Raw genomic sequence first — 15,180 nt, forward strand, 5'->3', positions numbered from 1 at the left:
GAATTTTCAGCCCCTCCGGCGTTTGAGGAGCGGGGGCCCGGGGGCTGGCCCCCGAAACGGGGTCCGGGGCGGAGCCCCGGGGATGGGACGGGTAGGGGCGGCGGGGGCGCAAAAACTCGCGTCAGGTCACCGTGCAGGACTGGTCACCGAGCTTGAAGGCAGCCGGTTTCGTGTTCGACCCCGACCAGCTTCCCGTGAAGCCGAAGCCCACCGACGAGCCCGCCGCCACCGAGCCGTTCCAGCCCACGTTCTTCGCCGTCACCCCCGAACCCGACTGTGTGTACGCGGCGTTCCACACCTGGGACACGGTCTGCCCGTTCGGGAAGGACCAGTTCAGCGACCAGCCGGACCACGCGCTCGTGCCCGTGTTGGTGAGCTGGACGTCAGCCTGGAAACCGCCCGACCACTGGTTGGTGATCTTGTACGAGACCGCGCAGGCGCCCGTCGGGTCCTCCGGGTCCGGCTCGGGGTCGGTTTCGCCGCCGCCCGAGGCGGAGGTGTCGCCGTAGACGACCCCGCGCCCGTTCGTCGACACGTACACGCGCCCGTACACCCGCGGGTCACCGGTGATGGCCGCACCCGTCCAACCCCACTGGTGGGCGTCGTCGTTGATGCGGGTCCAGGTCGTGCCCTTGTCCGTGGAGCGGAAGATGCCGCGGACGCCGCCGATCTTCGCGCTGGTGTAGAGGGTCTGGTACGAGGCGCCCGTCGCCGCCTTGCCGAAGCCGATCGTGTCGGCCTGCTCGACGTTCGACAGTTTGGTGAAGCTCGCGCCGCCGTTCGTCGAGTGCCACAGGCCGTACGTCCCGTCCGTGGCGCCGCCCGCCAGCCAGATGTCGCCCTTCGTGCCGGGCAGCGCCTTGAAGCGGACGCTGTCACCGCTTGGCAGGCCGGTCGCGCTCGACGCGCTGAAGGTCGCGCCGCCGTCCGTACTGACGTAGAACTTGCCCGACTTGAAGCCGTAGAAGGTCTTCGGGTCGACCCGGTCGGACTCGACGATCGCGCCGGAGGGGATCCCGCTGGACGCCGACCACGAGTTTCCGAAGCCCGTCGCGTACTGCACCCCCGTGCCCGTCGGGCTCCACACGAAGCGGCTGCCGTCCGAGGCCGCCGCGACGGTACCGCCCTCGCTCACGCCCGACGGGTCCGTCCCCGCGAACCAGTTGGCGCCGTTGTCCGTCGAGAACGCGATGTGCGGGCCGGAGTCCAGGTTGCCGACGCGGACCACCGTGTTCGGGTTGGTCTCCGCGTAGTCCAGACTCGTGGTCGTCGTGAAGTTGGGCTGTGTGTACATCAACGAGGGGACCTTCGTCAGGTCCGTGTGGCGGAAGCCGCCGACGTCGCCGAGCGCGCTGAGCAGCGGGGCGCCCGACGGGGGAGAGGCCAGGTCGTTGACGGCGATCTCCTCCAGACCCCGCACCATCGGCGTGATGGTGAACTGGGTGCCGCCGTCCCACCGCGTCAGGTTCTCGGTGCCGTAGATCGTCGCGCCCGTCCCGTACATCATCCGGTCGGAGTTGAACGGGTCGATCTCCAGCGCCTCCGTCATCCAGCCCAGTTTCGGGGTCTGTTCCGGAGGCGACGGGTTCGCTCCCCAGGTCAGCCACGGCGAGGACGAGACGTCCATCGTGAAGCGGTTCGAGCGGTTGGGGTACGACGTGTAGTCCCACGCCTTCGTCCACGTGCCGCCGCTGTCCGTGGAGCGGAAGATCTGCGTGTCCGGCCACCAGGAGCTGTAGGCCGTGGCCATCACGGTGCCGGGCTTCTGGCGGTCGACCGTCAGGCCGGCGAAGCCGTAGTACGTGTCGGCCTCCGCGACCGGGCTGATGTTCGTCCAGGTGCCGGTCGCCGTCGCGTACCGCCACAGCTGGCCCTTGCCCCCGTCGTACGGGCCGCCCTTGTCGCTGTACGCCAGGTAGAGGTAGCCGTTCTTCGCGTCCAGGACGCCCTTGTGGGCCAGGTAGCCGGTCGGCTGGCCGGCGAGGCGGGCCCAGGTGGCGCCCGCGTCCGTCGAGCGGTACACCGCGTTGTCCTTGTCGGCGACCCCGACGTAGATCGTCTTGGTGGCGCTTCCGGACGAGCCCGTCGACTCGTCGAAGGTGACCCACACGATGCCCTGGTTGTCGGACGCGTAGCCGCTCGTGTCCGTCGGGTCCTGCACGTAGGTGCCGACGTTGGGGAAGTTCGTCACCTGGGACCAGGTGGCTCCCGAGTCCGTCGACCGCCACAGGCCCTTGCCGCTGGGCGCGCCCAGGTACAGCACGCTGTTCCTGTTCGGGTCGACCGCGAGGCGCTCGCCCATGCCCCGGCCGGGCATGTTGCCGCCCAGCTTGAACGGCAGGTCGGCCTTCTGCCAGGTCGCGCCCCGGTCCGAGGACCTGAGCACGGCACCGTTCCTCGGGTCCCAGCTGTTGGTGTACGTGCCGGCCGCCACGTACACCTTGTTCGGGTCGACGGAGTCCGAGGCGAGGCTCACGACACCCGTGTGACCCCAGTTGTCCCAGCCGATCGAGTCGAGCAGCGGGGTCCACGTCTTGGAGGACTCCGCCCAACGGTAGGCGCCGCCGATGTCCGTGCGGGCGTACGCGAGGTTCTTCTCCTTGCGGTTGAAGACGATGCCGGGCACGAAGCCGCCACCGTCGATGCGGGCGTTCTTCCAGGTGTAGGTGTCGGCGGCGATCGACACCTTCTCGGCGGGCGCGGCCAGCGCGGGCGCACTGCCCGCGAGCAGACCGGCCGTGAGGGCGAGCACGGCCGTGAGGATGCGGGTTCTTCGCACGGTTGTCCTCTCCATGGTGGTGGGGGGATGGGAGGGGAAGGGGAGGAAAAGGGAGGGGAAGGCGCGTGCGGCCGGGCGGACCCGATGGATCGGGTCCGCCCGGCCTGGGGCCCTGACGTCTCGTGGGTGTCAGCGCCCGGTACGCGGAACTTTTAGCGGGGACTTATTCGAGAAGCTCCGCGTACGAACCCATGGCCAGTGCGATGTCGGCCTGGGCCCAGAACCGGTGGTACGTGAAGGAGGGCGCGGCTCCGCCCGCCAGGTACGCCTCGATCTTCGACCAGGCCGGGTCGTCCTCGTAGAACGAGCGGATCGAGTCGAACGTCGACGACGCGTTGACGGCGTCGCCGTTCGGCATGGTGCCGGTCCAGCCGCTCGGGACGTACACGGCGTCGTCGAAGCGGTTGTAGTCGGCGCGGGTCTCCGGGACGGCGATGCCGAGCGCGTCCTGGTTGTTCTTCCACATGCCGTCCAGCAGTGCCTTCGCCGTCGTCGCCGCCTGGGTGTCACCGGAGCGGTCGGCGTAGTACGTCAGCGTCTTGGCGTACGCGGCCGCCACGCCCACGTCGTCGGTGTAGTCGGCGACGGTGACATGAAGTCCCGCGTTCGCACCGGGACTTGACGCGTTCCAGGTGTCGGGGGCGCCCGACCACTGGAGCGTCGACGGGATGCGGTAGGTGCCGTCCGGGTTGACCGTGGTCTTGGACAGCGCCCAGTCGACCCACTTGTCGAGGATCGCCTTCGCGCTCGCGTTGCCCGTCTGCTGGTAGTACTCGGCGACGCGCTCCATGGACCACGCCTGGAAGCCGAACCATTGGTTGGACGGCGGGTCGTGGTACACGGGCTTCTCGTCGTAGTACATGCCGTAGAAGGTCGGCTTGCCGGCCGGCGGGGTGGCGTACCGCCCGCCCCAGCTGTTGGTCGCCCCGCCCGCGATGGCACCCTCGTCGGACTGCAGCCAGCGGTAGAACTCGATCTGCCGGTCCAGGGACTTCGCCCAGTCCGCCTGCCCGGTCGACGACTTGGGCTTGAGTGGCGCGTAGTTGCTCAGAGCGTACGCGGCGAGCGGGTTCTGGTAGCCGCCGTGCGCGTGGCTGGAGCCGATGCGCCAGGCCCAGCCCGCCGAGGTGTCGGTGGCGCCGCCCCACGCGTAGTACCAGGAGAGCAGGTAGTGCGAGGAGTCCTTGCCGGTGCCTGCCGGGCACGACGAGGCCCCCACACAGTTGCCGATCTTCTTGAAGTACTTGTCGTACATCGCGTAGCGCAGGTAGTCGCCCATCTTCGAGGCCTTGCCGACGACCGCGGAGACGTCTGAGCCCTTGCCCTGCTCCTTGGCCCACTTGTCGGCCCAGTACGCGGCCTGCACGGCGCGCGCGTCGGCGTCGGGGGCGTTGGTGAACTTCCACTGCTTGGCGTACGAGGCGTCGCCGGTGAACAGGTCCAGGTACCCGTTCTTGCCGCCGTACTTGAAGGCGTCGCAGGTGGGCTGCGGGACGGTCTCCCACACCGACTCCTGCGGGCCGCGCTGGAAGGTGTTGATGTACGACGGTCCGGTGTCCGTCGGGCCCGCCTCGCACTTGCCGGGCGAGTTGCCGTAGCCGTAGACGTTGTCGACGTCCTGCAGCCAGTGCATGCCGTACACGTCGTCCGTGCCGTACGCGCTCTTCAGCTCGGCGGCGATCGGGTCCTGGCCCACCGAGACACCGGTGTCGAGCCGCGCCGGGTACTCGTTCGGGGTGTCGTACTCGGGCGCGTACGTGGCCGGCTTCGAGGCGTTGTAGAAGGAGTTGGTCGGCTGGTCGGCGTGGGTCGGGATCATGTACTTCTCCATGAGATCCCAGGCGCCGTTGAACTTGGACCAGTCGCCCGTCACCTTGCCGTACATGGCCTGGAGCCACAGGAGGTAGCTGTACGCCTCCGAGGTGGTCTCATGGCCGTGGTCCGGTGCCTCGACGATCAGTGTCTCCACCGAGTGGTACGGGATGCCCTCGGGGGAGAAGTAGCCGTTCGCCGGGTTGGTGATCTTGCCGTACATCTGCAGGAAGCGGGCGTCGTACTCCTTCGACGCGGCCAGCTGCGTCACGGTCACCGAGGCCTTGGCGTGCCCGGTGGCGGCGGACTCGAAGGTCGCCGAGCCGGTGCCGGAGGAGGCAGCGGTGATGGTCACCTTCTGCGCCGTGCTCCAGTTCTGCGGGGTGAAGGTGAGGGAGGCACCGCCGGTGACGGACAGGCCCGTGTTGCCGCTCGCCCTCGACGTCGTCACCGTCACGTTCGACGACGGCTGTGTCGAAAGTTTCACCTCGTACGTGCCCGTCCTGCCCGACTGCACGCCCAGTTGGAGCGGCGAGGCCACCACGGCGGGACCCGAGGCGACCGTGATGCCGACCGGCGTGGAGTCCGCCGACGCGCCCAGGCTGTCGTACGCCTTCGCCACCAGCGAATGACTGCCCACGGTCAAATCAGAGACCGAAAGGGAGTAGGGGGAGCTGGTGTCGGTGCCGAGCAGCTTGGTGTCGTCGTAGAACTCGACCTTGCTGATGGTCGCCCCGTCGGCCGCCGCGGCCGTGGCGGCGAGCGGCACCGCGTCGCCCCGCGAGTAGACGGCGCCCGCCTTCGGGCTGGTCAGCACAGTGATCGGCGGCTGGTGCGCGCCGGCGCAGGTGGTGCCGTTGATCGCGAAGTTGGTGGGTGCGGCGTTGGTGCCGCTGTAGGTGAACTGGGCGCCGGTGCCGACGGCGGCTCCGGCGGCGATCGTCCCGTTCCAGGACGCGTTCTTCGCCGTCAGCGTCGTGCCGGACTGCGACCAGGTGCCGCTCCAGCCACTGCTGAGCTTCTGGTTGCCCGTGTAGTCGTACGTCAGGGTCCAGCCGGAGATCGCCTCCGTGCCCCGGTTGGTGAGCGTGAGCTCGGCGGTGAAGCCGGAGCCCCAGTCATTGGTCTTGTAGTCGACACTGCACTGAACTGCCGCTGCTTGAGCGGGAGTTGAACCCGCGCTCAGCATCGCGAAGGGGAGTGCGAGGGCCGCGACGACAGCCGTCCACAGCTGCCGCATGCGACGTCTCCGTCTGGAGTGCATGCGCTGGTTCCTCCATGCGGCTCGGAGAAGTGGGGGGAGGAGCAACAAGCCTTGAACCAGTGGGAGCGCTCCCATATTGGGGAGGGGGGTCGGAGGGGTCAAGGTGCTTGAAGAGTCGAAAAGATTCGACGAACGCAAGACGGCATCACCTCTGGTCTTTACCGTCACTTGGCGCTACCTTCGCCCAACACCAGTGGGAGCGATTCCATCAGTCGACGCGCCGGTCCCGGCGCGCCAGAGCTGCAAGGAGTCGCTCATGCGACACCCCCCGCGTTCAGGTCTTTTACTCGTCGCCGCAGCCGTCGCCCTTGTCGGCACCGCGGTGGCGCCGGTGGTCACGGCGTCCGGAGCCGCCGCGCCCGCCTGCACGGTCGAGTACTCGGTCGCCAGCCAGTGGGACTCCGGCTTCCAGGGCGCCGTGAAGATCACCAACAACCAGGCGGCGCTCAGCGGTTGGAGTCTGGCCTTCGACTACACCGGAGGTCAGAAGGTCACCCAGGGCTGGAGTGCCAAGTGGTCCCAGTCCGGTACGACGGTCACCGCGGCCAACGAGAGCTGGAACGGTTCGCTGCCCTCGGGTGCGAGCGTCAGCGCCGGGTTCATCGCCTCGGGGGCGGCGAGCAACACCGCGCCCGCGGCGTTCAAGCTCAACGGGACGACGTGCAACGTGGACGCGGAGCCCTCACCGGGCCCATCCGACCCCGGGCCGACGGATCCGGGACCGACGGATCCGCCGCCGAGCGGTGACCGCCCGCCGGTCCTGAAGGTGTCCGGCAACAAGCTCGTCGACGCGAGCGGCGCGACCCGCCGTCTGCTCGGCGTCAACCGCTCCGGCGGCGAGTTCGCGTGCGTCCAGGGCAACGGCATCTGGGACGGCCCCGTCGACGACGCCTCGGTCAAGGCGATCGCCGACTGGAACGTCAACACCGTGCGCATCCCGCTCAACGAGGAGTGCTGGCTCGGACTGTCCAACATCAAGCCCGAGTACGCGGGCGCCAACTACGTAGGCGCCGTCAAGGACCTGGTGGCGAAGGTGAAGGCGCACGGCATGACGCCGATGGTCGAACTCCACTGGTCCTGGGGCCAGTACACCGGAAACTCGGCCGGCTGCTCCGACGTGCACGCCAGTTGCCAGAAGCCGATGCCCGACATGCGGTACACACCGTCCTTCTGGACCTCGGTCGCGAACACCTTCAAGGACGACCCGGCTGTCGTCTTCGACCTGTTCAACGAGCCCTACCCGGACCGCGCCACCTCCACGGCCACCCAGGCGTGGACCTGCTGGCGCGACGGCGGCACCTGCCCCGGCATCGGCTACGAGGCCGCCGGCATGCAGGACCTGGTCGACGCCATCCGGGGCACCGGCGCGCGGAACGTGATCCTGGCCGGCGGGCTCGCCTACTCCAACGACCTGAGTCAGTGGCTGACGTACAAGCCCAACGACCCGACGGGCAATCTCGCCGCCGCCTGGCATGTCTACAACTTCAACTCCTGCTCCAGCGAGAGCTGCTGGAACTCCATGCTCGCTCCCGTCGCCGACCGGGTCCCGCTGGTCGCCGGCGAGATCGGTGAGAACACCTGTGCGCACTCCTTCATCGACCGCGTCATGGCGTGGTTCGACGCCCGGAAACTCTCCTACCTCGGCTGGACCTGGAACACCTGGAACTGCGGCTCCGGGCCCGCCCTGATCTCAAGCTACGACGGAACCCCCACGTCCTTCGGTATCGGGCTGCGCGATCACCTGCGCTCCCTCAACGGATAGCGCCCACGGATCACTCCCAAGGACCACCCCCACGGATCACCCCCACGGAGAGGAAACACGCACTGATGAGTCGTACCCGAACGAGAACGGCACTGCTCGCCGCACTGACGCTCGTGGGCGGCGCGGCCGGGACCGCCATGGCCGCCGTCCCGGGCGACACCGGCGTCCAGGCCGTCCCCTGCACCGTCGACTACAAGATCCAGAACCAGTGGGACAGCGGCTTCACGGCCTCCGTCACGGTCACCAACAACGGCGCCGCCAAGTCGTCGTGGGCCGTGAAGTGGTCGTACGCCGGGAACCAGAAGATCACCAGCGGCTGGAACGCCAAGCTCTCCCAGAGCGGCACCGCCGTGACCGCCGCGAACGAGAGCTACAACGGCCCGATGTCGACCGGCGGTTCGGTCAGCTTCGGCTTCAACGGCACCTACAGCGGCAGCAACGCGATCCCCGCCACCTTCACGCTCGACGGCGTGACCTGCAACGTCGACGACGGAGGGAGCGGCCCCACGGACCCGCCGGACCCGGGCGGTCCCTCCGGGCGGGTCGACAACCCGTACTCCGGTGCCAAGGTGTACGTGAACCCCGAGTGGCGGGCGAAGGCCAACGCCGAGACGGGCGGCAGCCGCATCGCCAACCAGCCCACGGGCGTCTGGCTCGACCGGATCGCCGCCATCAACGGCGTGAACGGCGGCATGGGCCTGCGCGCCCACCTCGACGAGGCGCTGCGGCAGAAGGGCTCGGACGAACTGGTCGTCCAACTGGTCATCTACAACCTGCCCGGACGCGACTGCGCGGCCCTCGCCTCCAACGGCGAACTCGGTCCGACGGAGATCGACAAGTACAAGACGCAGTACATCGACCCGATCAAGGCCATCCTCGCCGACCCGAAGTACGCCTCGCTGCGGATCGTCACGACGGTCGAGATCGACTCGCTGCCGAACCTCGTCACCAACACCGGCAGCCGCCCGACGGCCACCCCGCAGTGCGACACGATGAAGGCCAACGGCAACTACGTCAAGGGCGTCGGCTACGCGCTCAACAAGCTCGGTGACGTGCCCAACGTCTACAACTACGTCGACGCCGGACACCACGGCTGGATCGGCTGGGACGACAACTTCGGCGCCTCCGCCACCACCTTCAAGGAGGCAGCGACCGCCGAGGGCGCCACCGTCAACGACGTCCACGGCTTCATCACCAACACGGCCAACTACAGCGCCCTGAAGGAGAACAACTTCACCATCAACGACAACGTGGCCGGCAAGTCGGTCCGCGAGTCCAAGTGGGTCGACTGGAACCGCTACACCGACGAGCAGTCCTTCGCCCAGGCCTTCCGCAACCAGCTCGTCTCGGTGGGCTTCAACTCGAACATCGGCATGCTCATCGACACCTCCCGCAACGGCTGGGGCGGCACCGCACGGCCCACCGGCCCGGGCGCGACGACCAGCGTCGACACGTACGTCAACGGCGGGCGCTACGACCGCCGCATCCACATCGGCAACTGGTGCAACCAGTCCGGAGCGGGTCTGGGTGAGCGTCCGCAGGCCAGCCCCGCCGCCGGGATCGACGCCTACGTGTGGATGAAGCCCCCGGGGGAGTCCGACGGCTCCAGCTCGGCCATCCCGAACGACGAGGGCAAGGGCTTCGACCGCATGTGCGACCCGACGTACACGGGCAACCCCCGCAACGGCAACAACATGTCGGGCTCGCTGCCGAACGCGCCGCTGTCCGGGCACTGGTTCTCGGCCCAGTTCCAGGAGCTCATGAAGAACGCGTACCCGGCGCTGTGAGCGGACACGTGTCCGGGTCCCACGTCCCGGGCAGGTGAGCGCCTGGTGCACGAGGTCCGCCGGGGGTCGGTAATCCTGGGCCGGCCCCCGGCGGACCACGACGGTGGCCCTCCCGTCCGGATTTGCCGACACGGCAACGGGAATTGCCGTCTCGCGGTGCGTCGGCGCACGCTGACGGGCATCCGGACGAGAGGGTCACCACCATGGGACACCACCACGAGCACGGAAACGGTCATCACCACGAGCACCACCACGACCATGCCGACATCGACTGGTCCGTCATGGCCCCGCGGCTCGAGGCGGAGGCGGAGCTGTTCTCGCCCCTGTACGCGCGGGCCGCGGCCTGGCTGAGCAAGCGGCAGCCCCATCCGGGGCTCGTCGTCGACGCGGGCAGCGGGCCCGGTGTCGTGGCCTGCGTGCTGGCCGAGGCGTTCCCGGGCGCACGCGTCGTCGCGGCGGACGGCTCCGGCCCTCTTCTCGAACGGGCCCGGGCGCGGGCCGAGGGCCTTGGTATCGCCGACCGATTCAGCACCCTGGAGGGCGACCTCCCGGGCGCGCTCGGTGACCTGGACTACCCGGTCGATCTGCTCTGGGCGAGCAGGAGCCTGCACCATCTCGGCGACCAGCGGGCGGCCCTCGCCGCCTTCGCCGAGCGGCTGGCGCCCGGTGGCACCCTCGCGCTGCTGGAGGGCGGGCTCCCCGCCCGTTACCTGCCCCGCGACATCGGCTTCGGCCGACCCGGTCTCCAGGATCGTATGAGCGCAGTCGAGGCCGAGCGGTTCGCCGCGATGCGGGCCGAACTCCCCGGGGCCGTCGAGGTGACCGAGGACTGGCCGGGGCTGCTCACCGGCGTCGGCCTGCGCGGCGCCACCAGCCGCACCTTCCTGTTCGACCTGCCCGCCCCGCTGCCCGACGAGGCCCGCGCGTTCGTCGTGGGCATGTTCCAGCACTACCGCGACAGGATGGGAGAGCACCTCGACGCGACCGACCTCGCGACCGTCGACCGCCTCCTCGACCCCGACGACAAGGCGGGCCTTCACCACCGGCCGGACGTCTTCGTCCTGACGGCGCACACGATTCACGTGGCGGAGGCGGAACTCGGGAACTGAGTACGGCCCGGTGCCGCGGCTCCGCGCGGTACCGGGCCCGTCCTTCTCCCGGGTCAGTTGTCCTGGAGGAACTTCTTCGCCAGCTGGTCACCCAGCGAGACCGCCGCGCTGTGGTTCTCGATGGGGGACACCTGCGAGTTCTTGAAGAGGATGTACGTCACGCCGGAGTCCGTACCGCCGTTCTCCGGGTCTGGGTTGATGCCGAGGGCCTTGGCGGTGGCGTACGAGGCCTCGCCGATGATCTTGTTGGGGCCGGTGTCGCCGACGACCGCGTACTGGACCTTGTTGTTGTAGATGACCGCGACGACGCCGCCGCCCTTGATGCCGGCGTTCGAGTAGTTCCAGATGCTGCTGGAGCTGGGCACGACGACGTACGGCAGCGAGTCGGCGCGCAGGGGCTTGCCGTCGGACTGGTGGAACGCCGTGTCGTCCTGGTACCAGGGGTCGGTGTCCTCGTTGCACTTCGAGGTGCGCTGGCCGTCGCAGTCGATGTCCATGTCGGCCTTCCAGAACACCGCGCCGTTCTTGCCGCACACGGAGACGGTGGCCGACGTCTCCTCGTCGGTGCGGTACTTGCCGTTCGATATCTGGTTGCAGGACGTGACCTTGGCGAGCAGGTCGGCCGCGCTGACCGTGCCCTCCCTGGTCGACGCCGGGCGCGGGGTGCCCGAGGCGTTCGAGGTGAGCGTCGCGGTGGCGAGGAGTGCGGCACCGGCGGCCGCGGTCAGGGTCAGTGTTCGAGAGCGCACTGTGGGGGACCCTTCTGTTAGGAAAGTTTCCTATCGGGTGCGGTACAAGGTGGGCCAACCGCAGGGTCCCGTCAACCCCCTCAACCGGCCCACAGGGCACCGGAGTTCGCTGTCGTCGCGCGAAAGCGCAGGTCGGTCGTGGGGGAGAGGGGCGAGGAAAAAACACGGTAAAGGTACGGACCAAGCCGTGGCCTAGTGGTCGGTGTCCGGGCTCGGCGGATGGGCGCCGGACACGTGAAACGCCCCGGAGTCGGACCGGAAGGTCCTGCTCCGGGGCGCTTGTCCCAGCCTGTGTCAGGCCTGTCAGGCCCTAGTTGAGCGTCGCCGGGTCCGGGCCGATGCGCCGGTCCTCGTTCAGCGCGCTGATCGCGGCGATGTCCTCCGTGTCGAGGGAGAAGTCGAACACCTCGATGTTCTCCTTGATCCGGGACGGGGTCACCGACTTGGGGATCACGACATTGCCGAGCTGGAGGTGCCAGCGCAGCACGATCTGGGCCGGGGTGCGGCCGTGCTTCCGCGCGATGGCGACGATCGCCGGGACCTCCAGGAGGCCCTTGCCCTGGCCGAGCGGCGACCAGGCCTCGGTGGCGATGCCCTGCTGCGCGTGGAACTCGCGGGACGCGTGCTGCTGGAGGTGCGGGTGCAGCTCGATCTGGTTGACCGCGGGGATCACCGAGGTGGCCTCGATCAGCTGCTCCAGGTGCTCCGGAAGGAAGTTGGAGACGCCGATGGCGCGGGCCCGGCCGTCCGCGTACAGCTTCTCGAAGGCCTTGTACGTCTCGACGAACGTGCCCTTGGCCGGCAGCGGCCAGTGGATCAGGTACAGGTCCACGAACTCCAGGCCGAGCCTCTCCAACGACGCGTCGAAGGCGCGCAGCGTGGAGTCGTACCCGTGGTCGTTGTTCCAGAGCTTGGTGGTGACGAAGAGGTCCTCGCGGGGGAGGCCGGAGGCCGCGAGTGCCTTGCCGGTGCCCTCCTCGTTGCCGTAGGCCGCGGCCGTGTCGATGCTGCGGTACCCGGCCTCCAGGGCGGTGGTGACAGCCTGCTCCGCCTCGTCGTCCGGCACCTGCCAGACGCCGTAGCCCAGCTGGGGCATCTCGACGCCGTTGTTCAGAGTGATCGGGGGGACCTTGCTGCTCACGAGCTCTCGATCCTTCAGTCGTCGGGTGGTACTCCCATCGTCAACGATCAGGGGCGCTGATGCATTCCTGACGGGGAGATTCGCCTCGGCTGACTCCCGGGTCAGTATCGGGGGCGGAAGATTGGCCGGAAAGTGTCCGGTCTCATCGGTACGGACCATTGACCCCTGCCCGTCGTGGGGCAACTCTGTAACGCGCCACAGAACGCGCTCATGAATTCTGTGCATACATGTGAACGTCCTGCGTTGTCTGGGCACTTGAACCCCCCACGCCTCGGGAAAGGTACGTCTCCATGAACGAGTGGATGCTGCCCCCTGCTCGGAAGGACCGCGTCGGTGCCGGCTCCGGTGGGGTCCGCCGGCTCCGGAATCCCGTCTCGTCCTGAAGCGGATCGCCGTCGAACTCCAGGGAGTGCCCCGCCTCCGTCGGCTGTCCCGCTTCCGAGCCACAACCAAGCAACCCGCGGTCCCTCGCGCACACGAGTGGTCCGCGGCCCCGCCGGCCACGCCGTACACCCGGGGTGGCGGGCAGTAAGGCGCGCCCGACACGGCGTGCAACACCGACGCGTCCCCACCCCACGACGCCCTGCCGGCGCACCTGCCCCCGGTGCTCCAGCCTCGGTGGTGCCCAACCGCTCCAGGACCCAGCCTCCCCCCCACGCCCCGCTGGTGAACGGCCCAACCGCCGGGGACGCCCCGCACACCCCTCCGCAGAGAGGAAGGACCATGAGACGACGACGCCTGCGGGCCGCCCTGACGGCGACCGCGCTCGCCCTCGCATCCCTGGCGACCCTGCCCGCGGCCGCGGCACCGCAGGTCCTCGCGGCCCGTCGGCCGGTCGCCGCCCCCGACTGGTCCGTCGCGCTGGTCGACTCGACCACGGCCCGCTTCACGCCGAGCACCATCGGCGGCTGGTCGTACCCGGTCGGCCTCTACCTCTACGGGCAGTACCTCACCTACCGCCGCACCCACGACGCCCGCTATCTCACGTACATCAAGAACTACGTCGACCGTTTCGTGGCGAGCGACGGCTCGATCAGCCAGTCCTTCAACAGTCTCGACAGCATGCAGGCGGGCCGGCTGCTGGTGATCCTCCACCGCGAGACGGGCCAGGACCGCTACCGGAAGGCCGCCAAGAAGATCCGCGACCGCCTGAACACCTATCCGCGCACCGGTGACGGCGGTTTCTGGCACGCCGACACCAGCAGCCGCGCCCACCAACTGTGGGCCGATGGGGTCTACATGGTGAACCCGTTCCTCGTCGAGTACGGCAAGGAGTTCGGGGACGGCACGTACGCGAACGACGAGGCGGCCAAGCAACTCGACCTCTACGGCACGCATCTCCAGGTCGGAAACGGGCTGTTGCGGCACGCCTACGACGAGTCGAAGACCGTGAGCTGGGCGGATCCGCAGACCGGGCTGGCCCCCGAGCACTGGTGCCGGGCGGTGGGCTGGTACTCGATGGCGGCCGTCAACGTGCTCGACGCGATCCCGGCCGACCACCCGCGCCGAACTCGGCTCATCGGTATCCTCCGCAGGCTGGCCGCCGGTCTGGAGAAGTACCAGGACCCCGCGACCGGGCGCTGGTTCCAGGTGATCGACAAGGGCGGCCGCGGCGACAACTGGACCGAGACGTCCTGCTCCAGCATGTTCACCTACGCCCTCTCGCGCGGCGCCCAGCAGGGATATCTCGACGCGCACTACGCGAACGTGGCCCGGCGCGGCTACGAGGGCGTCCTGGCGAAGATCTCCCTCGGCGCGGACGGCCGTACGAACCTCACCGACATCTCCGTCGGCACCAACGTGGGCGACTACGCGTACTACATCGGCCGCACCCGGGCCACGAACGACTTCCACGGCCTGGGCGCCTTTCTGATCATGAACGAGCAGCTCCGGAACCAGCCGGCTCGGTAGACCGCCCCTCCGGACGGCAGCCCCTCCGGAAGACCACCCCTCCCGACGAAACGAGGAATGTCATGAGCACAACAAGGCGATCCCTTCTCGGTGCCGCCCTCGCCGGCGCGGCCGGAGCCGCCGTCGGCCTCCCCGGCGCCACGACCGCGCACGCCGCCTCCTGGCAGCAGAAGTGGGCGCCGTCGGCGAGCGAGGACGGCCTCGGCGCCTTCGAGACGATCGAGGACGACCGCGCCGACTCGCACACGTCCGCCTCGCCGCACATCTTCGCCACCGGCAACAACTGGCGCTTCAACATGCACATGGTCGACCGGGACACCTCCACCGACCGCCAGCGCCAGGAGGTCACCGGTCTGCGCAACGGCAGCGGCAGCAACTACCTCAAGTGGACCGAGGGCCAGACCTGGCGGCTCACGTACTCGATGTACATCCCGAGCTCCCTGAAGGCGACCACCACCTTCACGCACATCATGCAGATGAAGCAGCCCGGCACCGGCTCCGCGCCGATCGTCGTGCAGTCGCTGCGCCGGGTGAACGGGACGCAGACCATCGAACTGAAGCTCTTCGAGGACGACATCCTCGTCGGCCGCACCAACCTCGAACCCCTGCACAACAAATGGACCGACGTCGACTTCCAGATCAAGATCGGCAACGGTTCGGCGGGTTCGATCCGCTGGATCCTCAAGAGCGGTTCGAGCACCGTCATCGACGCGTCGAAGACCGGCGTCGACACCTTCTTCGAGGACCGTGTCCGCCCCAAGTGGGGTATCTACCGCTCCCTGGGCGACACCTCGGGCTCCCTGCAGGACTGCTACATGCTGCTCACCAATCTGCGCGGCTACCAACTCGTCTAAGGAGCCCGCCCC

At 68.8% G+C, this 15,180-nt stretch carries 9 protein-coding genes; 5 read left to right on the top strand and 4 right to left on the bottom strand.

The genetic code is table 11. The features are described from left to right. Positions 1-121: 121 nt before the first annotated feature. Both AB0959_RS32000 and AB0959_RS32005 read right to left on the bottom strand, forming a co-directional pair. Positions 122-2,779 (bottom strand): cellulose binding domain-containing protein, encoded by a 2,658-nt coding sequence (locus AB0959_RS32000; protein WP_366830171.1) that lies wholly within the window; start codon positions 2,777-2,779, stop codon positions 122-124. A gap of 163 nt (positions 2,780-2,942) precedes the next feature. Continuing rightward, positions 2,943-5,855 (bottom strand): glycoside hydrolase family 48 protein, encoded by a 2,913-nt coding sequence (locus tag AB0959_RS32005; protein WP_366830172.1) that lies wholly within the window; start codon positions 5,853-5,855, stop codon positions 2,943-2,945. Positions 5,856-6,111: 256 nt separating this feature from the next. On the opposite strand from AB0959_RS32005, the gene AB0959_RS32010 reads away from it, so the two are divergent. The 3 genes from AB0959_RS32010 (at position 6,112) to AB0959_RS32020 (ending at position 10,513) form a co-directional block, all read left to right on the top strand. Further along, positions 6,112-7,617, top strand: a complete 1,506-nt coding sequence (locus AB0959_RS32010) for a cellulase family glycosylhydrolase (protein WP_366830173.1) — start codon at positions 6,112-6,114, stop codon at positions 7,615-7,617. A gap of 65 nt (positions 7,618-7,682) precedes the next feature. After that, the gene (locus AB0959_RS32015; RefSeq protein ID WP_366830174.1) at positions 7,683-9,404 is read left to right on the top strand and encodes a glycoside hydrolase family 6 protein; all 1,722 of its coding nucleotides are present in this window, start codon (positions 7,683-7,685) and stop codon (positions 9,402-9,404) included. A 203-nt stretch (positions 9,405-9,607) separates the two neighbouring features. Continuing rightward, positions 9,608-10,513: a class I SAM-dependent methyltransferase gene (locus tag AB0959_RS32020; RefSeq protein ID WP_366830175.1), complete on the top strand. Its 906-nt coding sequence runs from the start codon at positions 9,608-9,610 to the stop codon at positions 10,511-10,513. A 53-nt stretch (positions 10,514-10,566) separates the two neighbouring features. Here AB0959_RS32020 and AB0959_RS32025 read toward each other — a convergent pair whose 3' ends face one another. Then, on the bottom strand, positions 10,567-11,262 hold the full coding sequence (locus AB0959_RS32025; protein WP_366830176.1) for a glycoside hydrolase family 75 protein: 696 nt from the start codon (positions 11,260-11,262) through the stop codon (positions 10,567-10,569). A gap of 310 nt (positions 11,263-11,572) precedes the next feature. Continuing rightward, positions 11,573-12,403: an aldo/keto reductase gene (locus AB0959_RS32030; RefSeq protein WP_366830177.1), complete on the bottom strand. Its 831-nt coding sequence runs from the start codon at positions 12,401-12,403 to the stop codon at positions 11,573-11,575. Positions 12,404-13,126: 723 nt separating this feature from the next. Between AB0959_RS32030 and AB0959_RS32035 the strand changes: the two genes are divergently transcribed. Further along, positions 13,127-14,314, top strand: a complete 1,188-nt coding sequence (locus AB0959_RS32035) for a glycoside hydrolase family 88 protein (RefSeq protein ID WP_366830178.1) — start codon at positions 13,127-13,129, stop codon at positions 14,312-14,314. Positions 14,315-14,376: 62 nt separating this feature from the next. Further along, positions 14,377-15,168 (top strand): Tat pathway signal sequence domain protein, encoded by a 792-nt coding sequence (locus AB0959_RS32040; protein WP_366830179.1) that lies wholly within the window; start codon positions 14,377-14,379, stop codon positions 15,166-15,168. The last annotated feature ends 12 nt before the right edge of the window (positions 15,169-15,180 follow it).

Origin of the sequence: Streptomyces sp. NPDC046862 (genome assembly GCF_040704615.1) — a bacterium.
GTDB lineage: Bacteria > Actinomycetota > Actinomycetes > Streptomycetales > Streptomycetaceae > Streptomyces.

Bases quoted from the DNA above. Each gene is read 5' to 3' on its own strand.
- AB0959_RS32040 (WP_366830179.1), top strand. From the start codon at position 14,377: ATGAGCACAACAAGGCGATCCCTTCTCGGTGCCGCCCTCGCCGGCGCG.
- AB0959_RS32005 (WP_366830172.1), bottom strand. From the start codon at position 5,855: ATGCACTCCAGACGGAGACGTCGCATGCGGCAGCTGTGGACGGCTGTC.
- AB0959_RS32015 (WP_366830174.1), top strand. From the start codon at position 7,683: ATGAGTCGTACCCGAACGAGAACGGCACTGCTCGCCGCACTGACGCTC.
- AB0959_RS32010 (WP_366830173.1), top strand. From the start codon at position 6,112: ATGCGACACCCCCCGCGTTCAGGTCTTTTACTCGTCGCCGCAGCCGTC.
- AB0959_RS32035 (WP_366830178.1), top strand. From the start codon at position 13,127: ATGAGACGACGACGCCTGCGGGCCGCCCTGACGGCGACCGCGCTCGCC.
- AB0959_RS32020 (WP_366830175.1), top strand. From the start codon at position 9,608: ATGGGACACCACCACGAGCACGGAAACGGTCATCACCACGAGCACCAC.